Below are 20862 nucleotides of genomic sequence, written 5' to 3'. Positions count from 1 at the left end.
TCTAGGCTTCTTCGGTGACCCGGGCGGCGCGTCCGGCCCGCTCGCGCAGGTAGTAGAGCTTCGCGCGCCGCACCGCGCCCTTGGCAACGACCTCGATGCGGTCGATGCGCGGCGAGTGCACCGGGAAAATGCGCTCCACCCCGACCCCGTACGACGTCTTGCGCACCGTGAACGTCTCGCGGCTCGCGCCGCCCTTGCGGCCGATGACCGTGCCCTCGAAGACCTGGATGCGCTCCTTGTCGCCCTCGACGACGCGCACGTGCACGCGCACGGTGTCACCCGGCTTGAAGGGGGGGACCTTGCGGAGCTGCTCGGCTTCGATGCCGTCGATGGGGTTCATGAGCGAGGGAGCCCTGCTTCTAGCGGTCGCCACGCGCACGGTCAAGGATGATGGCCGCGGCGCTGCGGACCGAGAGGTGGTTCCAACCCGACACCCCGCGGATCGGCTCGAGCACGTCGTCGGCGCGTCCGATCACGTCCTCGGTGAGGCCCCAGCCGGTGCCGAGGATCAGTAGCTCGGGCCGGCCCGGCTCGGCCAGACGCCGGCGGAACTCGGTGGAGGAGAGACGCCGGCCGCCCTCGCGCGCCGTGGTCGCGATCAGGCGCGGGAGCACGCCCGCCTCCCGCTCGATGTCCGCGATCGCCGCGTCGAGGTCGGTCGAGAGGCGCACCAGCGCGAGCGCCTCCTTGCGCGTGTGGTTGTAGGTCGCGCCCGGTCCCGTGTCCCAGTGGCGCATGATACGGTCGACCAGGCGGCGGAGCGTCGGCACCGGCGTCGCGACGTAGACGGCGCGCACCTCGTAGGTGCGGGCGAGACGCCCGAGGTCGTGGACGTCCATGTTGGTGACGGCGGTGGTCACCACGGCGCCGTTCTTGTCGTAGACGGGGTGATGGAGGAGCGCCAGGTAGAGGTCAGCCATCGCGCCACCCGAGGCGGCGGAGGAAGGCGCGGTCCTCGTCGCCGAGCGGCGCGCGCGCGAGGAGATCGGGGCGGCGCGCGAGCGTCGTCCGCAGCGACTCCTCGCGCCGCCAGCGCGCGATCGCGGCGTGGTCCCCGCCGAGCAGCACGGCCGGCACGCGCGCGCCGCGGAACTCCTCGGGCCGGGTGTACTGCGGGTGTTCGAGCAGACCCCCGGCGTGGGAGTCCTCGCGCGGCGACGCCTCGTTGCCGACTGCGCCCGGGAGGAGCCGCACCACCGCGTCCATCACCACCAGCGCGGCCATCTCGCCGCCCGTGAGCACGTAGTCGCCGATCGAGACCTCCTCGTCGACCCAGGCGGCCACGCGCTCGTCCACGCCCTCGTAGCGCGGGCAGATCAACAACAGCGCGCGCTCGCACGCGAGCGCGCGCGCCCGCTCGTCATTGAACGGGACGCCCCGCGGAGAGAGCAGGATGCGCCGCGGCCGCTCGGCGGCGGCGACGTGCTCGATCGCCGCCACCAGCGGCTCCGGGCGCATCACCATCCCCGGGCCGCCGCCATACGGGGCGTCGTCGACCTGGAGGTGCTTGTCGCTCGCGTAGTCGCGCAGCTGGTGGAGGAAGACCTCGACCACGCCGCGCTCGCGTGCGCGGCGGAGGACGCCCACGGCGAGCGGCGAGGCGAGCATCTCGGGGAAGAGGGCGAGGACGTGGAGGCGCACGGCCGCGCTACTCGAGAAGCCCGGGGAGCGGCTCGATCACAACGCGGCGGGTGCCGCGGTCGATCACGCGCACGACGTCGGCGATGACCGGGACGAGGTGCTCGCGGCCGTCGCCGCGCACCACCCACACGTCGTTGAGCCCCGTCGTGAAGGTCCCCGCGATGGCACCGAGCGATGCGCCACACGTCGTCTCGACGCGAAAGCCCATGACCTCGTGGTAGTAGAACTCGTCCTCCGCCGCGGGCGGCAGGTCGGCGGCCCGCACCAGGACGCGCGCGCCCACCAGCGCCTCGGCCGCGCCGCGGTCCTCGATGCCCGCGAGCGCGAGCAGCACGAGGCCGCGGCCATGCGGGGTTGCCGACCGGACCTCCGCCTCGCGGCCCGCGCCCGTGCCCGCGAGCAGGACGCGGCGGCCGGGGACGAGGCTCGACGCGGGCGGCTGGTAGGCATGGACGCGCACCCAGCCCCGCAGGGCGTGCGCACCGACGATCTCGCCCACGGCGACCAGCCCGTCGCTCGCCGGCGGTGCCGGCTCACCGCTCTTCGACGATCTCGAGGACGACCTTGCGGTTCGTGCGAGACGCGGCCGCATTCAAGATGGTGCGGATCGACTTCGCGGTCCGACCCTGCTTCCCGATGACCCGGCCGAGATCCTCCTTCGCGACCTTGAGCTCGAGGACCGAGGCCGTGTCACCCTGCGTCTCCTTCACCTCGACCGCCTCCGGGTGGTTCACGAGTTGCTTGGCGACAAACTCCACCAGATCTTTCATGGAAGTGAGCGCTCCTCGAACCGGCCATCATCAGGAGGTGGTGCCGGCTGCTTCGTGCTTGCGAATGAGCTGCGCCACGGTCTGGGTGGGCCGCGCTCCCTTCTTGAGCCACGCGGCCAGCTTCTCGGTCTGGAACTGGATCAGGCTGGGGGAGCGGCCGGGGTCGTACACGCCGACCTGTTCGATGTACCGCCCGTCGCGCGGCGACTCCACGTTGGCGACCACGATGCGGTAGAAGGGGCGCTTCCTGCCGCCGTGGCGGGCGAGTCGGATCTTCACTGCCATGCACTACACTCCCTTCCGGTAGAGGTCAGCGGAGCGGGCCCGGAAGCCCCGGGGTCCCGGGCATCATCGGTCCCGAGCCGAGCCGCTTCAATACCTTCTTCGTCTGCGTGAACTGCTTGACCAGCCGGTTCACGTCGGCGACCGACGTGCCGCTCCCGCGGGCGATCCGCTTGCGGCGGCTGGCGTTCAGGAGCTGGACGTTCCGCCGCTCGGCGCGCGTCATCGAGTCGATGATCGCCTCGACGCGCTTGAGCTCGCCCTCGGCGCCCGAGAGGTCCGCGCCGCGGAGCATCTTCTTCACGCCCGGGATCATGCCGAGCAGCTCGCTCACCGCGCCCATCTTCCTGACGGCGCGCAGCTGCGCGCGGAAGTCCTCCAGGTCGAACTCGTTCCGGCGGAGCTTCTTCTGCAGCGCCTCGGCCTGCGAGTGCTCGTAGGCCTTCTCGGCGCGCTCGATGAGCGAGAGGACGTCGCCCATGCCGAGGATGCGCGAAGCGATGCGCTCCGGGTAGAAGGGCTCGAGCGCGTCCAGCTTCTCGCCCGTGCCTGCGAACACGATCGGCTTGCCGGTGACGGCGCGCAGCGAGAGCGCCGCACCGCCGCGCGCGTCGCCCTCGATCTTGGTGAGCACGATGCCGGAGACCGGGAGCCGCCGCGCGAAGCCCTCGGCCGTCGCGACCGCGTCCTGCCCGGTCATGGCGTCGGCGACGAGGAGCACCTGGTGCGGCGCGAGCGCCGCCACCATGCGCTCGAGCTCGCCCATGAGCTCGTCGTCGACCGTCTGCCGCCCGGCGGTGTCGACCAGGACGGCGTCGCGGCCGCGCGCGCGCGCGGCCGCGACCCCCTCGCGTGCAATCGCGACCGCGTCGCCACCGGCCGTAGCCGGATGGACCGGCAGCCCGAGCTCGCGCGCGAGCGTCTCGAGCTGCGCGACCGCAGCCGGCCGGTACACGTCGGCGGGGACGAGGTACGGGGTGCGCCCGCGCTCGGTCGCGAGCCAGCGCGCGAGCTTCGCCGTGGTGGTGGTCTTCCCCGAGCCGTTCAGACCGACCAGCATGATGATCACGGGCGTCGGCCCGCCGAGGTCGAGCCCGGCGGGCCGCTCGCCGAGGAGCCGCGTCAGCTCGCGGTGCACGAGCCTCACGAAGTGCTGCTCGGGCGTGAGACTGCGCAGCACCTCGGCGCCGAGCGCGTCGCGCTTGACGGCCTCGACGAAGTCGCGGACGACGTTCAGGTTGACGTCGGCCTCGAGGAGGGCGAGCCGCACGTCGTGCAGCGCCTCCTCGATGTTCCGCTCGGTGATCTTCCCGTGCCCTCGGAGCTTGCGCAGCAGGGAGTCGAACTTCTCGCCGAGGGATTCGAACATCGCCGGAGGTGGCCGCTGTTTCCGGAAGGGGCGAGGCTACTGTAGCGATGCCAAGCCTGTCAAGGAAGGACGCACGAAAGGATACACGCCCCGGTGGCGGCCGAGACGCGAGTCCCCGCAGCGCGCGGGCCACGAACGCGTGGGCCCCCGCCGCTGCATGCGGAGGCCCACGCCGTGCGCCGCTCGAGCGAGCGGCCGCGCTACATCATGCCGCCCATGCCGCCCGGCGGCATGGACGGGGTGGCCGGCTTCTCCTCCGGCTTCTCGGCCACCATCGCCTCGGTGGTGAGGAGAAGTCCCGCCACCGACGCGGCGTTGAGCAGCGCCGTGCGCACCACCTTGGTCGGGTCGATGATGCCTGCCTTGAGCAGATCCTCGTACTCCTCGCTCGCGGCGTTGAAGCCGAAGGCGCCCTTTCCGTTCTTCACCTTGTCGAGCACGATCGAGCCCTCGGCGCCGGCGTTGTTCGCGATCCAGCGCAGCGGCTCCTCGATCGCCTTCTTCACGATCTTGACACCGAAGCGCTCGTCGTCCGGGACGTCGAGCTTGTCGAGCACCCCGGCGGCGCGGATGAGCGCCACGCCGCCGCCCGGCACGACGCCCTCCTCCACCGCCGCGCGCGTGGCGTGCATGGCGTCCTCGACACGCGCCTTCTTCTCCTTCATCTCGACCTCGGTCGCCGCCCCGACGCGCACCACCGCCACGCCGCCCACCAGCTTGGCGAGCCGCTCCTGGAGCTTCTCGCGGTCGTAGTCCGAGGTGGTCTCCTCGATCTGGGCGCGGATCTGCTTGATGCGCCCCTCGATGTCGGCCTTCTTGCCGGCGCCGTCGACGATGGTCGTGTTATCCTTGTCGACCACGATGCGCTTGCAGCGCCCGAGGTCCTGGAGCGTGACGTTCTCGAGCTTCATGCCGAGCTCTTCGGCGATCACGCGCCCGCCGGTCAGGATGCCGATGTCTTCCAGCATCGCCTTGCGGCGGTCGCCGAAGCCCGGGGCCTTCACGCCCACGCACTGGAGCGTGCCGCGGATCTTGTTGACGACCAGGGTGGCCAGCGCCTCGCCCTCCAGATCCTCGGCCACGATGAGGAGCGGCTTGCTGGAGCGCGCCACCTGCTCGAGGAGCGGCAGGAGGTCCTTCATCGCCGAGATCTTCTTCTCGTGGATGAGGATGTAGACGTCCTCGAAGACGCACTCCATGCGGTCCGGGTCGGTGACGAAGTACGGGCTCAAGTAGCCCCGGTCGAACTGCATGCCCTCGACGACCTCGAGCTGTGTGTCGAGGCTCTTGGCCTCCTCGACCGTGATCACGCCCTCCTTCCCCACCTTGCTCATCGCCTCGGCGATGATCTCGCCGATGGTCGAGTCGTTGTTGGCCGAGATGGTGCCGACCTGCGCGATCTCCTTCTGCTCCTTGGTGGGCTTGGAGAGCGACTTGAGCTCCTTCACGATCGCCTCGACCGCCTTGTCGACGCCGCGCTTGAGCGTCATCGGGTCGTGCCCGGCGACCACCATCTTCAAGCCCTCGGTGAAGATCGCCCGCGCCAGGATCGTGGCCGTCGTCGTCCCGTCGCCCGCCACGTCCGAGGTCTTGGAGGCGACCTCCTTCACCATCTGCGCCCCCATGTTCTCGAACTTATCCTCGAGCTCGACCTCCTTCGCCACCGTGACGCCGTCCTTGGTCACGTTGGGAGGGCCGAAGGACTTCTCGAGCACCACGTTGCGGCCGCGGGGACCGAGCGTCACCGTCACCGCATCGGCCAGGATGCTCACGCCGCGCAGGATCTTCTCGCGCGCATCCTGACTGAACTTCACCAGCTTGGCTGCCATGTCGTCTCCTTCCTCAGCCTTCGACCACGCCGAGGATGTCCTCCTCGCGCATGATGAGATGCTCCTCGCCGTCGATCTTGATCTCCGATCCGGAGTACTTGCCGAACAGGATCCTGTCGCCGACCTTCACGTCGAGCGGCAACACCTTGCCGTCCTCGTTCACCTTGCCCTTGCCGACGGCGATCACCTTGCCCTGCTGCGGCTTCTCCTTGGCGGTGTCCGGAATGATGATGCCGCCCTTGGTCTTCTCGACCGCCTCCTCGAGGCGCTTCACGATGACGCGATCCTGAAGTGGCCTGATCTTCATGCCCGCCGCTCCTTTCCTGATGCCCTAAGTCCTCGAAATATTTGGAAACTCAGGCCCCGCTGCCAATGCGTGTCCCCGGGACGTGGAAAACTGCCCGGGGCCCTAACTAACCACCGGCTCCGCAAGCGTCAATAGATTCCGGGGGCCCGTGCGGTGCTCGCGCGGCTACCGCCGCGCTCCGCTCCTCGATGCCCCCTTATGCCTACCCGCCCAGCTTGCGGCGGGCCTCCTCGTAGTAGCGGCGGTAGAGGACGTCCCACTCCCGGCTGCCGGGGACCACGCGCTTCGGCATGCGGGCGCGCGCCAGCTGGTCGAGGCGGCCGTCGGGCGAGAAGCCATCCGTGAGCGCGCGCTTCGCCTCGGCCAGGAAGAGGCGCTCGTTGCGCACGCGGCCCAGCTGCTCGCCGGTGATGGCCTTCAGCAGGGCGTGGGAGAGGTAGGAGAGACGGGCCTCGGAGAGCGTCACAGCGCGAATCCCCGCTGCTGCGCGATGCGCTGCTTCACGAGCTGCTCGACCCTGCGCAGGTCGAGGTCCTCGCGGCGCACGCCCGGCGCGCCCTTGCGCACCAGGCGCTCCGCCTCGGCGCTCGCTTCGCGCTCGATCTCCGCCTCCTCCTCGAAGTTGCGGCCGAGGATCGTCGCGAAGCGCGCGCGGATCGTCCCCTCGGGCGAGACGGGCTCGAGCAGCTGGGCCTCCACGAGCCGCCGGACCAGGCTCTCGGCCACCCGCTCGATCTGCGCGAGAGACGGCCGCATGGCGCAGACTAAAGCCGGCCCGGGCTCGATTTGCAAGAAACGATTTGACTTGCCGCGGTGCAGCCGGTATTTCGGCGCGAATTGAGCCGCGCGCCGATCCGCAAGCCTCCCCGGATCCGGCCGGGAGACGTGGTCGGTGTGGTCGCGCCCGCGGGAGCCGTCGACGGCGAGCGCCTGCGCGCGGGCGTCGCGGTGCTGGAGGGGTGGGGGCTGAGCGTCCAGGTGGGGAGCGCGGTGCTGCAGCGCCAGGCGTACCTGGCGGGAAGCGACGAGGAGCGCCTCGCCGACCTCGCGCAGATGATCGACGATCCCCGCGTGCGGGCGATCTTCTGCGCACGCGGCGGCTACGGGAGCCAGCGGCTCCTCCCCCGCCTCGACCTGGGGAGGCTCGCGCGCCAGCCGAAGCCGATCATCGGCTACAGCGACGCGACCGCGCTGCTCGGCGGGGCGGTGGCGGCGGGCGTCGTGGCCGTGCACGGCCCGATGGTCGCCGACGACATGGCGCGCGGCCTCTCGGAGCGCTCCGCCACGCACCTCCGCACGCTGCTCGCCGACCCCGGGTGGCGCTGGGAGGCGGAGGCGCCGATCACGATCCGGCCCGGCACGGCCAGCGGGCGGCTCGTCGGCGGCTGCCTCGCGGTGCTGGCGGCGGCGCTCGGCACGCGCTGGGCCCCCGACACCGACGGGGCGATCCTCTTCCTCGAGGACGTGGCCGAGCGGCCCTACCGCCTCGACCGCCTGCTCACGCAGCTTCGCCAGGCGGGCAAGCTCGAGCGCGTCGCGGGCATCGTCTTCGGCACCATGGCGGCATGCCCGCCGGTCGACGGCATGGGCCCGCTCGACGTCGTGCGCGCGTGCGTGGGCGACCTGCCCTGCCCGATCGCGTTCGGGCTCCCCTCGGGGCACGCCGCGAGCGGAGGGGTCGCGGAGAACGTGGCGCTCCCCTTCGGCGTCGAGGTCGCGCTCGATGCCGAGCGCGGGCGCCTCGTCGCGCTCGAGGCGGCGGTCGCCTGACGTGGACTTCGCGCGGGTCGGCGAGGAGATCGAGGGCGCCGTCGCTGCGGGCGCGTTCCCGGGCGCGGTGATCCTGGTCTCCCAGGCGGGGCGCGTCCTCCACCACGCCGCCTTCGGCTGCCGGAGCCTCGAGCCCGCGCGCACGCCGATGCGGCCCGACACGATCTTCGACCTCTCCTCGCTCACCAAGCCGCTCGCCACCACCACCGCCTTCATGCTCCTCGCCAAGGAACGGAAGGTTCAGCTCGACGATCGCGTCACGCGCTTCTTCCACAACTTCGGCGTGCACGGAAAGACGCACGTCGCCTTCCGGCACCTCCTCGCCCACTGCTCGGGCCTCACGGGCTGGCGGCCCTTCTACCGCGAGATCGATGACATCGAGCGCCACGGACGGCTCAACTTCGTCGCCAGCCGCGGCGCCAAGGAGTGGGTCTACGAGCAGATCCACCGCGAGCGGCCCGAGTACGAGACCGGCGCGCGCAGCGTGTACAGCGACCTGGGCTTCATGCTGCTCGGCGAGCTGATCGAGCTGGTCTCCCGCATGCCGCTCGACCGCTTCTGCCATGAGCGCATCTTCCGTCCGCTCGGGCTCCGGGCGAGCGCCTTCGTCGACGTGACCGCGCTGCGCACCCGGAAGGTCACGCCGGTGACCGACGTGATTGCGCCCACCGAGCGCTGCCCGTGGCGCAAGCGCCTCCTCTGCGGCGAGGTGCACGACGACAACGCCTACGCCATGGGGGGCGTGGCCGGGCACGCGGGGCTGTTCGCGAGCGCGGCCGAGGTGGACGCGCTGGCCGCCCGGCTCCTCGCCTGCTGGCGGGGCAACGACGACTTCGTCCCGCGCGAGATCGTGCGCGAGTTCTGGACCCGCGACCTCACCGTGCGCGAGGCGACCTGGGCGCTCGGCTGGGACACACCGTCGCTCAGCGGCTCGGCCGCCGGGACGCGGATGTCGCGCACCGCCGTCGGCCACCTCGGCTTCACCGGCACCTCGCTGTGGATCGACCTCGAGCGCGCGGTGAGCGTCGTCTTCCTGACCAACCGCGTGCACCCCCAGCGCGACAACGAGGGCATCCGCGAGGTGCGGCCGCGCGTCCACGATGCGGTCATGGAGGCGCTCGGCGCATGAGGGTCCACCTGATCGCCGCCTGCGGGGTCGGGATGAGCGCGCTCGCCGGGCTCCTGCGCGCCGCCGGCCACAGCGTGACGGGCTCCGACGAGCACGTCTACCCGCCGGCCAGCACCCTGCTCGAGGGGCTCGGCATTCCCGTCCTTCAGGGCTACGACCCGGCGCGGCTCGGGGGCGTCGACCTGGTCGTGTGCGGCAACGCGGTCGGGCGGACGAACCCCGAGGCCGAGGCGGCCGAGGCGGGCGGGCTCCGCATGCTCTCCATGCCGGCGGCCGTGGAGGAGATGTTCCTCGCCGGCCGCTCGCCGCTCGTGGTGGCGGGCACGCACGGCAAGACGACCTCGGCGGCGATGCTCGCCTGGGTGCTCGAGCGGACCGGGCGCGATCCCGGCTTCCTCGTGGGCGGCGTGCCGCGCGGGCTCGAGCGGAGCTTCGCGCTCGGAGCCGCCCCGTGGTTCGTGATCGAGGGCGACGAGTACGACGCGGCATACTTCGACAAGGAGGCGAAGTTCCTCCACTACCGTCCCGCTATGCTGCTGCTCAACGCGATCGAGTTCGACCACGCCGACATCTACCGCGACCTGGAGCACGTGAAGAGCGCGTTCCGGAAGCTGCTCGCCATCCTGCCCGCCGGCGCGCCCCTGGTCGCGTGCGGCGATTTCCCGCACGTCCTCGACGTGATCGCGGGCGCGCGCGCCCGGGTGCGGCGCTTCGGCCTCGGCGAGGTCAACGAGTGGCGCGTGACCGACCTCGCCGACGACGGCGCCACTCGCTTCACCGTGCGCGAGGCCGGCCGCGCGGTCTGCCGGCTGACGCTCCAGCCGCCCGGCGCGATCAACGCGCGCAACGCGCTCGGCGTCCTCCTCCTCGCCCGCGAGGTCGGCGTCGGCTGGGAGGAGGGGGCGGCCGCGCTGGCGGAGTTCCGCGGTGTGCGGCGGCGCCAGGAGGTGGTCGGCACGGTGGGCGGTGTGACCGTCATCGACGACTTCGCCCACCATCCGACGGCGGTCGCCGGCACGCTCGCCGCGCTCCGCCAGCGCTACCCAGGCCGGCGGCTGCGGGCCGTGTTCGAGCCGCGCTCGAACACGAGCCGGCGCCGGGTCTTCCAGGACGAGTTCGTGGCAGCGCTCGCCGCCGCCGACGAGGCCGTCCTCGCCGCCGTGTTCGCCAAGGCGAGCGACCTGATCCCGCCCGCCGAGCGCCTCGCGCCGGAGACGATCGTCGCGGATCTCGAGCGGCGCGGCGTGCCGGCGCGCCTGATCGACGGCGTGCCCGCGATCCGCGACTACCTGGTCGCCACCACGCGCGCTGGTGACGTCATCGCCATCATGTCGAACGGCGCCTTCGGCGGGCTGCCGGCGCTCGTCGTGGCCGGGGTCGGCGCGGCGTAGAGGTGGCGGTACGCGCGGTAGTTGCGCAGCACGGCCTTCACGTAGTCACGTGTCTCGCGGAAGCTGATCAGCTCGACGAACTCGTCGGCCTCGCGCCCCGGGTAGCGCCGCTCCCACTTGGCGACCGCCTCCTCGCCACCGTTGTAAGCGGCGAGCGCCTTGACGAGGGAGCCGCGGAACTGCCGGAGGAGACGCGCGAGGAGCCGCGTCCCGAGGTCGATGTTGGTCTCGACGTCCTCGAGCGCCAGCTCGGCGGGAGGGGAGGTGCCGTCGGCGCTCGCCAGGTGCCGGGCGGTGGCGGGCAGGAGCTGCATCAGGCCGCGCGCGCCGGCGGACGACGTGGCCTCGGGCTCGAAGAGGCTCTCCTGGCGGATCAGCGCCAGCACGAAGAACGGATCGACGCCGCGTGCCTGTGCCGCCGCGCGCACCGTCTCCCAGTAGCCGAGAGGGTAGAGATACTCGCGCAGCGCGCCCGGCGATGCCGGCCGCATCACGTGGGCGAGGCGGAGCGCCGCGCCCACCGCCCCGACGGCGCGGTACGCCTCCAGCAGCCGCCGGCGCGGCACCCCGGCCGGCGGGATCGCGTCGAGCTCGAGGCGTGCGAAGCGACCGAAGCCGAGCTGGGCGAGGACGCGCGCCCGCTCGCCGTGACTCCCGTCGAGCTCCCCCGGGAAGGGCGGCGTCCGGTCGATCGCCGGCCGCTCACCCGCCGCCCCGCGCCGGCCGAGGCGCTCCTCGGCGAGCTCCGCGTAGTAAGAGCGCGGGTGCCGCTCGGCCACGTGCACGAGGAGGTTGCGCGCCTCCGCGCCGCGCCCCAGGCGCGTGAGCGCGCGCGCCTGCCAGTACTCCGCGGCGACGCGCGCCGCTCCCGTGCTCCGCCCCGCCAGCCGGCCGAAGGCCTCGGCGGCAGCGGCCATCTCGCCCGCGAGGTAGCGGACGAACGCCGCGCGCCAGCGGGCCTCGGCGGCGAGCTCGGCGTGCGGGTAGCGCTCGGCGAGGCGCCCGTAGGCCGCGCGCGCGTCGGCCCAGCGCCTCGCCTCCTGCGCGATGCGTCCGCTCGCGTAGAGCGCCTCCGGCGCCTGCGGGCTGTCGGGGAAGCGCCGGAGCACCTCGGCGAAGAGACCGAGCGCCCCCGCATCGTCGTCCGCGTTCCAGCGCCAGCCGGCGGCCGCGGTGAGGGCGCGCGGCCCGAGTGGCTCCCTGCTGTCTGCGGCGACGGCGAGGCAGGTCGTCTCGGCCGCCGCGCCGAGGCCGACCGCGTGCTCCGCCTGCGCGCGCAGCCAGAGGGCACGGGCGCGCTCGATGGGCTCGGCCTCGGCCAGCGCCATCTCCGCCTGCTCCCGCGCCCCGCGGGCGTCGCCTTCCCTGAGGCGCGCCTCCGCCTCGTCGGCGTGGTCGAGCGGGAACTCGGGGTGGGCGGCGCGGATGCGCTCGGCGAGCCGCCGCGCGCGCCGGGCGGCGAGACCCCGCGGGCGCGCGCGGCGCAGCTCGCGCGCCAGCTCGAGGGCCACCGCCGGCTCTCCGAGGGCGCCCTGGACATCGGCCAGGCCGAGCGTGGCCCGCAGCCATCGGCTGCTCCCGCCCGGCAAGGCGGCGCGCGCCGCGGCGAGCGAGGCGCGGGCGGCGGCGAGCTCGCCCGCGGCGCGCTCGAGCTGGCCCGCCATCAGCCACGCGGGTCCGACCCAGATGCTTTCCGGGCAGGTCGCGACCAGCCGGCGCGCGCGCTCCAGGGCCCCGGTGGAACGGCCCGCCGAGCGGGCGGTGCGAGCCTCGAGGTAGAGGACGTAGTCTTCGAGCACGGGATACTGCCGGGCCGCGGCCGCGACGAGCCTGGTCGCCTGCTCCAGGCTCCCGTACGCGCGCCCGGCCGCCGCGGGCGCCGTCTCCGGCCTCGAGTCGAACGGCGGCGCCGCACACGCGACAGTCACCACCATCCAGCCGACCCACCACGCCGAGCGCCGCATGAGGCGCGGCCCGCGTAACACGCGGCCGAGGCCCCGGCAACTTGACGTTCGTTTCAGCCTCCAACCCCGCCGAACTCCACGCGTAAGCCGTGAATTCCGATGTGAAATACGGGTCGCCTCCCTCGCGGAGTGCGGGGTGGTTTCCGGCTCTTGGTTATCAGGTTGGTATGAGCATCGGGGCGTCGGCTAGCGCTCGCGCGCGGATGCCGGTCGCGTAGACCGCGCGTAGTACCCGCTGGCAGAGACGTCCAGCATGCGGCACAGCGTTGTAGCGGGGTGCGCGGCCCGGTGCGCTGTTACAAACCCGAATCCTTCGGGGGAATCGAGCCGGTCTCCCGAGCGAACCAGGCCGCGGCTCTTTCCAGGATCTCCCGCTCCTCGCGAAGGACCTCGTTCTCGCGCCGGAGCCGGTGCAGCTCCTGGCGCTCCTCGGTGGTCAGGCCGTCCTGGCGACGCCCGTCATCGCGCTCGGCTTGGCGAACCCAGTTCCGGATCGACTGCGCCGTCGGCTCGAGCTCCTCCGGGTTTCGCCCCACACGCACCACCTCGACGAGCCGTTGCTCGAACTCGGCCGGGTACGGTGGATCGGACGTGGGTGTCGTGGACTCCTCATCTCCCGAAAGGGGTCTGGTGCCCACGGTAGCGGGTGTCCACGGAAGCGGGGTAACTTCAGTCTCCACCGAGCCGACACGCGTGGGCAGGTCACCGAGAAGCGACGGGACATCGACCTGCGTCTCCTGCTCCTGGCACGCGGTCTCCCTCACGGACAACACACCCGACTTCTTCTGGCAGACCACGGCCGCCTCGGCATTGGCGGCCGCCCACAGGAGGGCAAGCCCGACCACGACTTTCCTCACCATCATCCACCTCCACACGCCCACGAGCCGAGATTCGCGGGAAACTCCTGTTTGTCCAGCGCCATAGCATCACTGTTTGGCGAGCGCAACGTGACACACGACCGCCGCAGGCGGCGCCACCGCGAACACCCCCGGCAACTTGACAGCTCCGGACGCGCCCGGGAGCATGCGGCGGGTGCTCGTGCTCGCTTCGGGGTCTCCGCGGCGCCAGCAGCTCCTCGCCTGGCTCGGCGTCTCCTACGACGTCCTGCCCGCGGAGGTGGACGAGCGCCCGCTCCCCGGCGAGGCGGCCGTCGACCTCGTCCTGCGCCTCGCGCACGCGAAGGCGGCGGCGGTTGTGGCGCGGCGGCCCTCCGACTGGGTCCTCGCCGCCGACACGATCGTCGAGGTCGACGGCGTCATGCTCGGCAAGCCCGCGCGTGGCGGCGACGCCGCACGCATGCTCGCGCAGCTCGCGGGACGCGAGCATCGCGTGGCGACCGGCTTCGCGCTCGTCCAGCCGGGTGGAGCCGTGCACGCCGCCAACGTGGTGCTGACGCGTGTCCGCTTCCGCCGTCTCGACGTGCGCGCCATCGAGCGCTACGTGGCGACCCGCGAAGGCGACGACAAGGCCGGCGCCTACGCCGTCCAGGGCCTCGGGGCCGGGCTGATCGAGCGCATCGACGGCTCGTTCACCAACGTGATCGGGCTCCCGCTCATCGAGGTGGGCCGGGCGCTCGAGGAGGCAGGGCTCCTTGCGCGATGAGATCGCCGCGCGCATCGCGGCGGTGCGGCAGGCGGTGGCGGATGCCGCCCGCCGGGTGGGACGCGACCCGGCGTCGGTCCGCATCGTGGCGGTCACCAAGACCCTGCCGGCCGCGGCGATCACGACGGCCCTCGCCGCCGGGCTCAGCGACATCGGCGAGAACTACGTGCAGGAGGCCCGAGGCAAGCGGGCGGCTGTCGCCGGGCCGGCGGCCTGGCACCTCATCGGCGGCCTCCAGCGCAACAAGGTGCGCGCCGCGATCGGCCTCTTCGACCGGGTGCACACGGTCGATTCGGCGCCTCTGGCGGACGCCCTGGCGGCCGAGGCGGCGCGCGCCGGCCGCTCGCTGGCCGTCCTCGTGCAGGTGAACGTCGCGGGCGAGCGGGCGAAGCGCGGGGTGCCGCCCGACCGGGTGGAGGAGGTGGCGAAGGCGATCCTCGGCCACCCCGAGCTCCGTCTCGAGGGTCTGATGGCGATCCCCCCGTCCCCGGAGCGCCCGGAGGCGTCCCGGCCCCATTTCCGGGTGCTGCGGGAGCTCCGGGACCGTGCCCAGACCCGCCTCGGGGTTGAACTGCCCCACCTCTCTATGGGAATGAGTGACGATTTTCCGGTTGCGGTCGAGGAAGGCGCGACGCTGCTGCGACTCGGACGCGCGCTGTTTGGAGGTCGTGGCCCCGGCGCGAGCCGGCCCGGCTCTTCCGTAGGGGGAGAGGGTTCATGAAGAAGATCGGCTTCGTCGGCGCCGGCAACATGGCGGGGGCCTTGATCCGGGGGCTCCTCCGCGCCGGACATCACGACGCGGACGACATCTGGGCCAGCGACCCGGTCGACGTGCAGCTCCGGCGCCTCAAGCGGACGCACAGGATCGAGGTGGCGCGCGACAACCGCCAGCTGGTGCGGGGCTCGCAGACCATCATTCTGGCGGTGAAGCCCCAGAACATGGCGACCGTGCTCGAGGAGATCCGCGCCGAGGTCACGCCGCGCAAGCTCTTCGTCTCGATCGCGGCGGGCTTCCCGCTCCGCCGGCTCGAGGCCGGGCTGGGAGGCCAGGCGCGGGTCGTGCGTGTCATGCCCAACACCCCGGCGCTCGTCGGGCGGGGCATCTCGGTGGCGGTGCCCGGCGCGAAGGCGACGCCGGCGGACCTGAAGCACACCTTGAAGCTCTTCAAGGCGGTGGGCGAGGCGGTCTCGATCACCGGGGAGGACCTGCTCGACGCCGTGACCGCGCTCTCGGGCAGCGGACCCGCATTCGTCTACCTCTTCGCCGAGTGCCTGAGCGAGGGCGGCGTGCGCGGCGGACTTCCGCAGAACCTGGCCACCCAGCTCGCGCACGCGACGCTCGGCGGCGCGGCTGCGATGCTCTCCGAGAGCGGACTCTCGTCACGCGAGCTGCGCGAGATGGTCGTGTCGCCGGGGGGGACGACGCAGGCCGGGCTCACCACACTCGACTCCCTCCATTTCCGCGATGCCGTCATCGCGGCCGTCGAGGCGGCGACGCGGCGCGCGCGGGAGCTGGCGGCCGCGTAGGCGTCACGCATGCCGCAGTTCGTGCTCCGGCAGTTCGTCCTCTTCGTTGCCCAAGCTCTCAACATGCTCCTCCAACTCTACTTCTGGCTCATCATCATCGGGGCCGTCCTCTCCTGGGTCAACCCCGACCCGCGCAATCCCATCGTGCGCTTCATCTACGGCGTGACCGAGCCCGTCCTCTACCAGGTGCGCCGGCGGCTGCCGTTCGTGATCGTGGGTGGGCTCGACCTCTCCCCGATCGTCGTGATCCTCGTGATCATGTTCGCGCAGACGGTCATCGTGCAGAGCCTCCGCCGGCTGGCCTTCGAGATGAGCGCCCTGCAGGCGTTTCTTGCCTGACCCACCCCCGTGGCTCCGGGCCGCCTCGGACGGCGCGGTGCTGCGGGTCCACGTCGTCCCCGGCGCCGGGCGAGCGGGCGTGGCGGGTCTCCATGGCGACGCGCTCCGCGTGCGGGTCGCGGCGCCGCCGGTCGAGGGGGCGGCCAACCGGGAGCTGCTCCGCCTCCTCGCCCGGCTGCTGGGCGTCCGGCCGGGAGACCTGGAGCTCGAGGGCGGGGTGCACGGACGGGAGAAGCGGGTGCGGGTCCGCGGGCTTGCCGCCGAGACGGTGCGGGAGCGCCTGGGCGCGGTGCCGTCCGTTGACAGGGAGAAGGGGCGTAGTTAGACCGTTCACGATGCCGATCTACGAGTACCGCTGCGAGCACTGCGGGGACTTCGAGGAGATGCAGCGCATCACCGACCCCCCGCTGTCGCGCTGCCCTCGCTGCAAGCGCAAGGTCCGGCGCCTCATCTCGAGCACGAGCTTCCAGCTGAAGGGCAGCGGCTGGTACGTCACCGACTACGGGCGCGCCGGGAGCGGAAACGGCGCCAAGAAGGAGGGCGGCAAGGAGTCGGCCGCCGCCGAGAGCAAGGCGGACGGCAAGTCCGAGGCGAAATCCGAGACCAAGCCCGGCAGCTCCAGCGAGAAGTCGGCCTCCTGACCCCCCCGCCCGTCCTCGTCGGCGTCGACACCGGCGGCACCTTCACCGACCTGGTGGCCGTGGTCGGCCGGCGGCTGCGGGTCTTGAAGGTGCGCTCCACGCCGCGCGACCCGGCGGTCGCGGTGCGTGCCGGGCTCGCCGCGCTGGGCGGCGCGGCGCGGCTCCACTACGGCTCGACGGTGGCAACCAACGCGCTCCTCGAGCGCCGCGGCGCGCGCGTCGTGCTCCTCACCACCGCAGGCTTCGAGGACGTGGTCGAGATCGGCCGGCAGGTGCGGCCCGAGCTCTACGCGCTCGAGCCACGCCGGCCGGCGCCGCTCGTGCCGCGCGCGCGGCGCATCGGCGTGCGCGAGCGCGTGCTCGCCGACGGGACGGTGGAGACGCCGCTCGCTCCGCGCGAGGTGGCCCGCGCCGTGGCCGCCGTGGCGCGCAGCCGGGCGACCGCCGTGGGCGTCTGCCTCCTCCACGCCTACGCCGAGCCCGCGCACGAGCGCCGGCTCGGCCGGGCGCTCGCCGGACGCGGCCTGCACGTGACGCTCTCGCACCGGCTCCTGCGCGAGTACCGCGAGTACGAGCGCGTGGCGACGACGGCCCTGAACGCCTACGTAGGCCCCGCCATGGCCCGTCACCTGCGCGCCCTGGCGGGGGTGGTCCCGGGACGGCGGCTCCGCGTCATGCAGTCGGGCGGCGGGCTCATCGGCGCGCCGACGGCGTGCGCCGAGCCGGTGCGCACCATCCTCTCCGGCCCCGCGGGCGGCGTCGTCGGGGCGGCGGAGCGCGCCCGCCGCGCCGGGCACCGGCGGGTCATCACGCTCGACATGGGGGGCACGTCGGCCGACGTGAGCCTAGTCGATGGCGCCCTCGCCTACCGGAGCGAGACGTCCATCGACGGGCTGCCGGTGCGCGTGCCCGCGATCGACATCCACACCGTCGGCGCCGGCGGCGGGTCGCTCGCGCGGCTCGATCGCGGCGGCGCGCTGCGCGTCGGCCCGGAGAGTGCGGGCGCCGATCCCGGGCCCGCCTGCTACGGCCGCGGGACCGTGCCGACCGTGACCGATGCAAATCTCGTCCTCGGGCGACTAGTGGAGACCGAGTTCCTGGGCGGCGCGATGCGCCTCGACCGCGCCCGCGCCGTGCGGGCGATCGCGCCGCTTGCGCGCCGCCTCGGAGGCTCCGTCGAGGCGGCCGCGGCCGGCATCGTGCGCGTGGCGAACGCGGCCATGGAGCGCGCGCTGCGCGTCATCACCGTCGAGCGCGGGCACGATCCCCGGGCCTTCACGCTGGTCGCGTTCGGGGGCGCGGGCGCGCTGCACGCCGCCGAGCTCGCCGAGGCGCTCGGCATCCGGCGCGTCTACGTGCCGCGGCAGCCGGGGCTCCTCTCGGCGTGGGGAGTGCTCGCGGCCGAGGTGGTGCGGGACCATGGCCGGACGCTGCGCGCCGTGGCGCCCCCCGCGGGTGTGCTCGAAGCGGGCTTCCGCGCGCTCGTGCGGGACGCCGAGCGCGACCTCCGGCGCGAGGGCGTGCGTCCCGCGGCGATCGAGCGGCTCCTCGAGGTGCGCTACGCGGGGCAGGCTTACGAGGTCTTGGTGCCCCACGGGCCCGGCTGGGAGCGTGCCTTCCATCGCGCGCACGCGCGCCTCTTCGGGCATGCCGATCCCCGCCGCCCGGTGGAGGTGGTGACGCTGCGCGCGCGGGCGCGCGGGGGCCGGGCAGGGCTCCCGGCCGAGCGGGCGCCGCGCGGCAACCGGGCGGCGCCGCTCGCGACCCGGCCGGTCGTGTTCGCGGGCGGGGCCCGCCGGGCGGCGGTCCATCGGCGCGACGATCTCGAGCCCGGCCGCCGGCTCCGCGGCCCGGTCGTGATCTGCGAGTACAGCGCGACGACGCTCGTCCCGCCGGGCTGGCGCGCCAGCGTCGACCGGCTGGGCGGACTCATGCTCGAGACCTGATGGACGCGGTCGCGCTCGAGATCGCCCACCATCGCCTGGCCGGGGTCGCCGAGGAGATGGGCGTTGTGCTCGGTCGGACGGCCCTCTCGCCCAACATCAAGGAGCGGCGCGACTACTCGTGCGCGGTGTTCGACGCGCGCGGCGCGCTCGCCGCGCAGGCGGCCCACATCCCGGTCCACCTGGGCTCGACGCCGCTCGCGGTGCGCGCCGCCCTCGAGCGGGTCGCCATGGGACCGGGCGACGTCGTGATCCTGAACGACCCCTTCGCCGGGGGCACGCATCTGCCCGACGTGACCCTGGTGGCGCCTGCCTTCCTCCCCAGCGCGCGCCGCCCGTTCGCTTACGTCGCCAACCGCGCGCACCATGCCGACATGGGCGGCATGTCGCCCGGCTCGATGCCGCTGGCGACCGAGATCTTCCAGGAGGGCTTCCGGCTTCCTCCCGTACGGCTGGTGAGCGCGGGGCGCGTGGCCACGGACGTGCTCGCGCTCTTTCTCGCCAACACGCGCGTGCCCGCCGAGCGGGAGGGCGACCTCATGGCGCAGTGGTCGGCGCTGCGCGTGGGCGCCGACCGGCTCCAGGCCCTGGCGAGGGCGGGCGGCGTGCGCCGGCTGGCGGCGCAGATGGCGGCCCTGCAGGCGTACTCGGCCGCCCTCATGCGCGCGAGCCTCGCGCGCCTGCCGGCCGGAACCTACCGCGCGACCGACGTCCTCGACGACGACGGGCTCGGCGCGACGCGGCTCCCGGTCGCGGTCGCGATCACCATCGGCCGCGGCCGCGCCCGGGTCGACTTCGCCGGCTCCGCGCCTCAGACCCGCGGCCCCGTGAACGCGAACCTCGCGGTCACGCGCTCGGCGGTCCTCTACGTGTTCACCGCGCTCGCCGAGGAGCGCCTGCCGCCGAACGACGGCCTCGCGCGCCCGCTCACCATCGCTGCTCCCGAGGGCTCGATCGTGAACGCGCGCTTTCCGGCCGCCGTGGCGGGCGGCAACGTCGAGACCTCGCAGCGCATCGTCGACGTGCTGCTCCATGCCCTGGCGCGCGCCGCGCCCGATCGCGTCCCGGCCGCAAGCGCCGGTTCGATGAACAACCTGGCGCTCGGTGGCCTGGGCTTCGCCTACTACGAGACGCTCGCGGGCGGCGCCGGCGCTGGCCCGCACGGACCGGGCCTCTCCGCAGTGCACACCCACATGACGAACACCATGAACACGCCGGTCGAGGCCCTCGAAGCGTACTATCCGCTCAGGGTGCGGCGCTATGCCGTGCGGCGCGGGTCCGGCGGGCGCGGCCGTCACCGGGGTGGCGACGGCGTGGTGCGCGAGATCGAGCTCCTCGTGCCGACGGAGGTGACGCTCCTCGCCGAGCGGAGACGCGTGCCACCTTACGGGCTCGCAGGCGGCGGACCGGGCGCCGTGGGTCGCGACTGGATCGCACGCGATGGGCGCGCCCGCCGCATCCCCGCGAAGACTACGTTCGCCGCCGAACCGGGCGCGCGCCTCCGGATCGAGACGCCCGGGGGCGGCGGCTTCGGCCGCCCCGGGCGCCGGTGAGCTTCAGGCGGCGGCCTCCTTCTCCTTGGAGCGGGCGTTGAGCCGGCGTTCGAGGTCGTCCACCCGCTTGCGCAGGTCCGCCAGCTCCTTCTGCGTGGCGACGTTCAGGGTCCTCACCAGCGCCTCGACCACACCGGCCACGCGCTCCTCGAGGGTGGCGACGATGCGCTCGCCCCGGGCCTCGAGTTCCCCGATCGTCTTCTGGGCACGCTTGCGCAGGTCGGCCTGGAGCTTGCGCGCGTCGCTCAGCAGGCTGGACACGGTCTCCCGGCGACTGCGCGTCGCGAACACGCGTGCGTCGCGCCGCAGACGCGTGACCAGCTTCTCGCCCTCCGTCTGCATGCGCTTCACCGATGCCCGCACGTCCTTCAGCGAAATGCGGGCCCTGGACTCTGCCATGGGCTGACTCCTCCTCGGGGCTTGCTATCGAAACCAGCTATCTACTATGCACTGCGTCATCGGTCAACCTGCAGCGTACGGCGGCGGCACGCCGCCCGCAAGAGGGTGTGGAAACCATATTGATATCAGTAACTTAGCTGCTACGCTGGATCCATTTACTCGCGCGCGAAGTGGAGCGGTCGTCGCGCACGAGGAGGAGGCCTGGCATGCGCGCCGGCGACGCCCGCCGTGCGGAGGTGCGCCACGAAGGCGTCGCGGTCGACGAAGCGCTTGCCGTCGAGGTCGCGCCGTTGATGGTCACGGTGCCGGGCACGAGGTGGTGATGGCGGCGACCGAAGTAGTGCAGGCGTTGATGCTCGGTTGGCGGCACCGCGACGATCGCCTCGCCGGCGGGCGCTGCCGGCCG

At 73.1% G+C, this 20862-nt stretch carries 25 protein-coding genes; 11 read left to right on the top strand and 14 right to left on the bottom strand.

Going from position 1 to position 20862, the window contains the following annotated elements:
• Position 1: 1 nt before the first annotated feature.
• From E6J59_10155 to E6J59_10105, 11 genes are all read right to left on the bottom strand, one after another.
• Entirely contained in the window at positions 2-340 is a 339-nt protein-coding gene (locus E6J59_10155) for a 50S ribosomal protein L19 (GenBank protein TMB19979.1), read from the bottom strand.
• Between the two features lie 19 nt (positions 341-359).
• Positions 360-920 (bottom strand): RNA methyltransferase, encoded by a 561-nt coding sequence (locus E6J59_10150; protein ID TMB19978.1) that lies wholly within the window; start codon positions 918-920, stop codon positions 360-362.
• Entirely contained in the window at positions 913-1641 is a 729-nt protein-coding gene (trmD, locus tag E6J59_10145; GenBank protein TMB19977.1) for a tRNA (guanosine(37)-N1)-methyltransferase TrmD, read from the bottom strand. Before trmD ends, E6J59_10150 begins: the two co-directional genes overlap by 8 nt.
• 7 nt (positions 1642-1648) lie before the next feature.
• Positions 1649-2233, bottom strand: coding sequence for a 16S rRNA processing protein RimM (gene rimM / locus E6J59_10140; protein TMB19976.1), 585 nt, complete (start codon positions 2231-2233; stop codon positions 1649-1651).
• Positions 2175-2411: a KH domain-containing protein gene (locus E6J59_10135; protein TMB19975.1), complete on the bottom strand. Its 237-nt coding sequence runs from the start codon at positions 2409-2411 to the stop codon at positions 2175-2177. The genes rimM and E6J59_10135 overlap by 59 nt, the downstream gene beginning before the upstream one ends.
• A gap of 30 nt (positions 2412-2441) precedes the next feature.
• Positions 2442-2696: a 30S ribosomal protein S16 gene (rpsP, locus tag E6J59_10130; GenBank protein TMB19974.1), complete on the bottom strand. Its 255-nt coding sequence runs from the start codon at positions 2694-2696 to the stop codon at positions 2442-2444.
• A gap of 25 nt (positions 2697-2721) precedes the next feature.
• Positions 2722-4062, bottom strand: a complete 1341-nt coding sequence (locus tag E6J59_10125; GenBank protein ID TMB19973.1) for a signal recognition particle protein — start codon at positions 4060-4062, stop codon at positions 2722-2724.
• Between the two features lie 200 nt (positions 4063-4262).
• Positions 4263-5891 (bottom strand): chaperonin GroEL, encoded by a 1629-nt coding sequence (groL, locus tag E6J59_10120; GenBank protein TMB19972.1) that lies wholly within the window; start codon positions 5889-5891, stop codon positions 4263-4265.
• A gap of 13 nt (positions 5892-5904) precedes the next feature.
• Positions 5905-6198, bottom strand: a complete 294-nt coding sequence (locus E6J59_10115; GenBank protein TMB19971.1) for a co-chaperone GroES — start codon at positions 6196-6198, stop codon at positions 5905-5907.
• A gap of 202 nt (positions 6199-6400) precedes the next feature.
• Positions 6401-6673 carry a DUF507 family protein gene (locus tag E6J59_10110; GenBank protein TMB19998.1) on the bottom strand — a complete coding sequence of 91 codons (273 nt, stop codon included), beginning with the start codon at positions 6671-6673 and terminating at the stop codon, positions 6401-6403.
• Positions 6661-6954, bottom strand: a complete 294-nt coding sequence (locus tag E6J59_10105) for a DUF507 family protein (protein TMB19970.1) — start codon at positions 6952-6954, stop codon at positions 6661-6663. Before E6J59_10105 ends, E6J59_10110 begins: the two co-directional genes overlap by 13 nt.
• 57 nt (positions 6955-7011) lie before the next feature.
• Between E6J59_10105 and E6J59_10100 the strand changes: the two genes are divergently transcribed.
• From E6J59_10100 to E6J59_10090, 3 genes are read left to right on the top strand one after another with little or no spacing between them, the layout of a single operon-like run.
• Positions 7012-7968: an LD-carboxypeptidase gene (locus E6J59_10100; GenBank protein TMB19969.1), complete on the top strand. Its 957-nt coding sequence runs from the start codon at positions 7012-7014 to the stop codon at positions 7966-7968.
• Complete coding sequence (locus tag E6J59_10095; GenBank protein TMB19968.1) at positions 7922-9097, top strand: serine hydrolase; 1176 nt, start codon at positions 7922-7924, stop codon at positions 9095-9097. The genes E6J59_10100 and E6J59_10095 overlap by 47 nt, the downstream gene beginning before the upstream one ends.
• Complete coding sequence (locus E6J59_10090) at positions 9094-10488, top strand: hypothetical protein (protein TMB19967.1); 1395 nt, start codon at positions 9094-9096, stop codon at positions 10486-10488. The genes E6J59_10095 and E6J59_10090 overlap by 4 nt, the downstream gene beginning before the upstream one ends.
• On the opposite strand, the gene E6J59_10085 is transcribed toward E6J59_10090, so the two are convergent.
• Both E6J59_10085 and E6J59_10080 read right to left on the bottom strand, forming a co-directional pair.
• Entirely contained in the window at positions 10383-12452 is a 2070-nt protein-coding gene (locus E6J59_10085; protein ID TMB19966.1) for a tetratricopeptide repeat protein, read from the bottom strand. The two genes, E6J59_10090 and E6J59_10085, sit on opposite strands and share 106 nt — an antisense overlap.
• Positions 12453-12748: 296 nt before the next feature.
• Positions 12749-13312 (bottom strand): hypothetical protein, encoded by a 564-nt coding sequence (locus E6J59_10080; protein ID TMB19965.1) that lies wholly within the window; start codon positions 13310-13312, stop codon positions 12749-12751.
• A 163-nt stretch (positions 13313-13475) separates the two neighbouring features.
• On the opposite strand from E6J59_10080, the gene maf reads away from it, so the two are divergent.
• From maf to E6J59_10040, 8 genes are read left to right on the top strand one after another with little or no spacing between them, the layout of a single operon-like run.
• Positions 13476-14054 carry a septum formation protein Maf gene (gene maf, locus E6J59_10075; protein ID TMB19964.1) on the top strand — a complete coding sequence of 193 codons (579 nt, stop codon included), beginning with the start codon at positions 13476-13478 and terminating at the stop codon, positions 14052-14054.
• Positions 14044-14775, top strand: a complete 732-nt coding sequence (locus E6J59_10070; protein TMB19963.1) for a YggS family pyridoxal phosphate-dependent enzyme — start codon at positions 14044-14046, stop codon at positions 14773-14775. Before maf ends, E6J59_10070 begins: the two co-directional genes overlap by 11 nt.
• On the top strand, positions 14772-15581 hold the full coding sequence (locus E6J59_10065; protein TMB19962.1) for a pyrroline-5-carboxylate reductase: 810 nt from the start codon (positions 14772-14774) through the stop codon (positions 15579-15581). Before E6J59_10070 ends, E6J59_10065 begins: the two co-directional genes overlap by 4 nt.
• A gap of 9 nt (positions 15582-15590) precedes the next feature.
• The gene (locus E6J59_10060; protein ID TMB19961.1) at positions 15591-15920 is read left to right on the top strand and encodes a YggT family protein; all 330 of its coding nucleotides are present in this window, start codon (positions 15591-15593) and stop codon (positions 15918-15920) included.
• A complete protein-coding gene (locus tag E6J59_10055) occupies positions 15913-16245 on the top strand; it encodes a YggU family protein (protein ID TMB19960.1) in 333 nt (110 codons plus the stop codon). Before E6J59_10060 ends, E6J59_10055 begins: the two co-directional genes overlap by 8 nt.
• A 10-nt stretch (positions 16246-16255) precedes the next feature.
• On the top strand, positions 16256-16561 hold the full coding sequence (locus E6J59_10050) for a zinc ribbon domain-containing protein (GenBank protein TMB19959.1): 306 nt from the start codon (positions 16256-16258) through the stop codon (positions 16559-16561).
• The gene (locus tag E6J59_10045; GenBank protein ID TMB19958.1) at positions 16558-18507 is read left to right on the top strand and encodes a hydantoinase/oxoprolinase family protein; all 1950 of its coding nucleotides are present in this window, start codon (positions 16558-16560) and stop codon (positions 18505-18507) included. The genes E6J59_10050 and E6J59_10045 overlap by 4 nt, the downstream gene beginning before the upstream one ends.
• Entirely contained in the window at positions 18507-20057 is a 1551-nt protein-coding gene (locus E6J59_10040; GenBank protein ID TMB19957.1) for a hydantoinase B/oxoprolinase family protein, read from the top strand. The genes E6J59_10045 and E6J59_10040 overlap by 1 nt, the downstream gene beginning before the upstream one ends.
• Before the next feature lie 3 nt (positions 20058-20060).
• Here the strand turns inward: E6J59_10040 and E6J59_10035 are convergent, their stop codons facing one another.
• A complete protein-coding gene (locus E6J59_10035; GenBank protein ID TMB19956.1) occupies positions 20061-20456 on the bottom strand; it encodes a hypothetical protein in 396 nt (131 codons plus the stop codon).
• Positions 20457-20862: the final 406 nt, after the last annotated feature.

The sequence above is a fragment of the Deltaproteobacteria bacterium genome, assembly GCA_005879795.1.
Taxonomy (GTDB): domain Bacteria; phylum Desulfobacterota; class Binatia; order DP-6; family DP-6; genus DP-6.
Note: the sequence above shows the minus strand (reverse complement) of the source record. Positions and strands in the feature narration are given on the sequence as shown.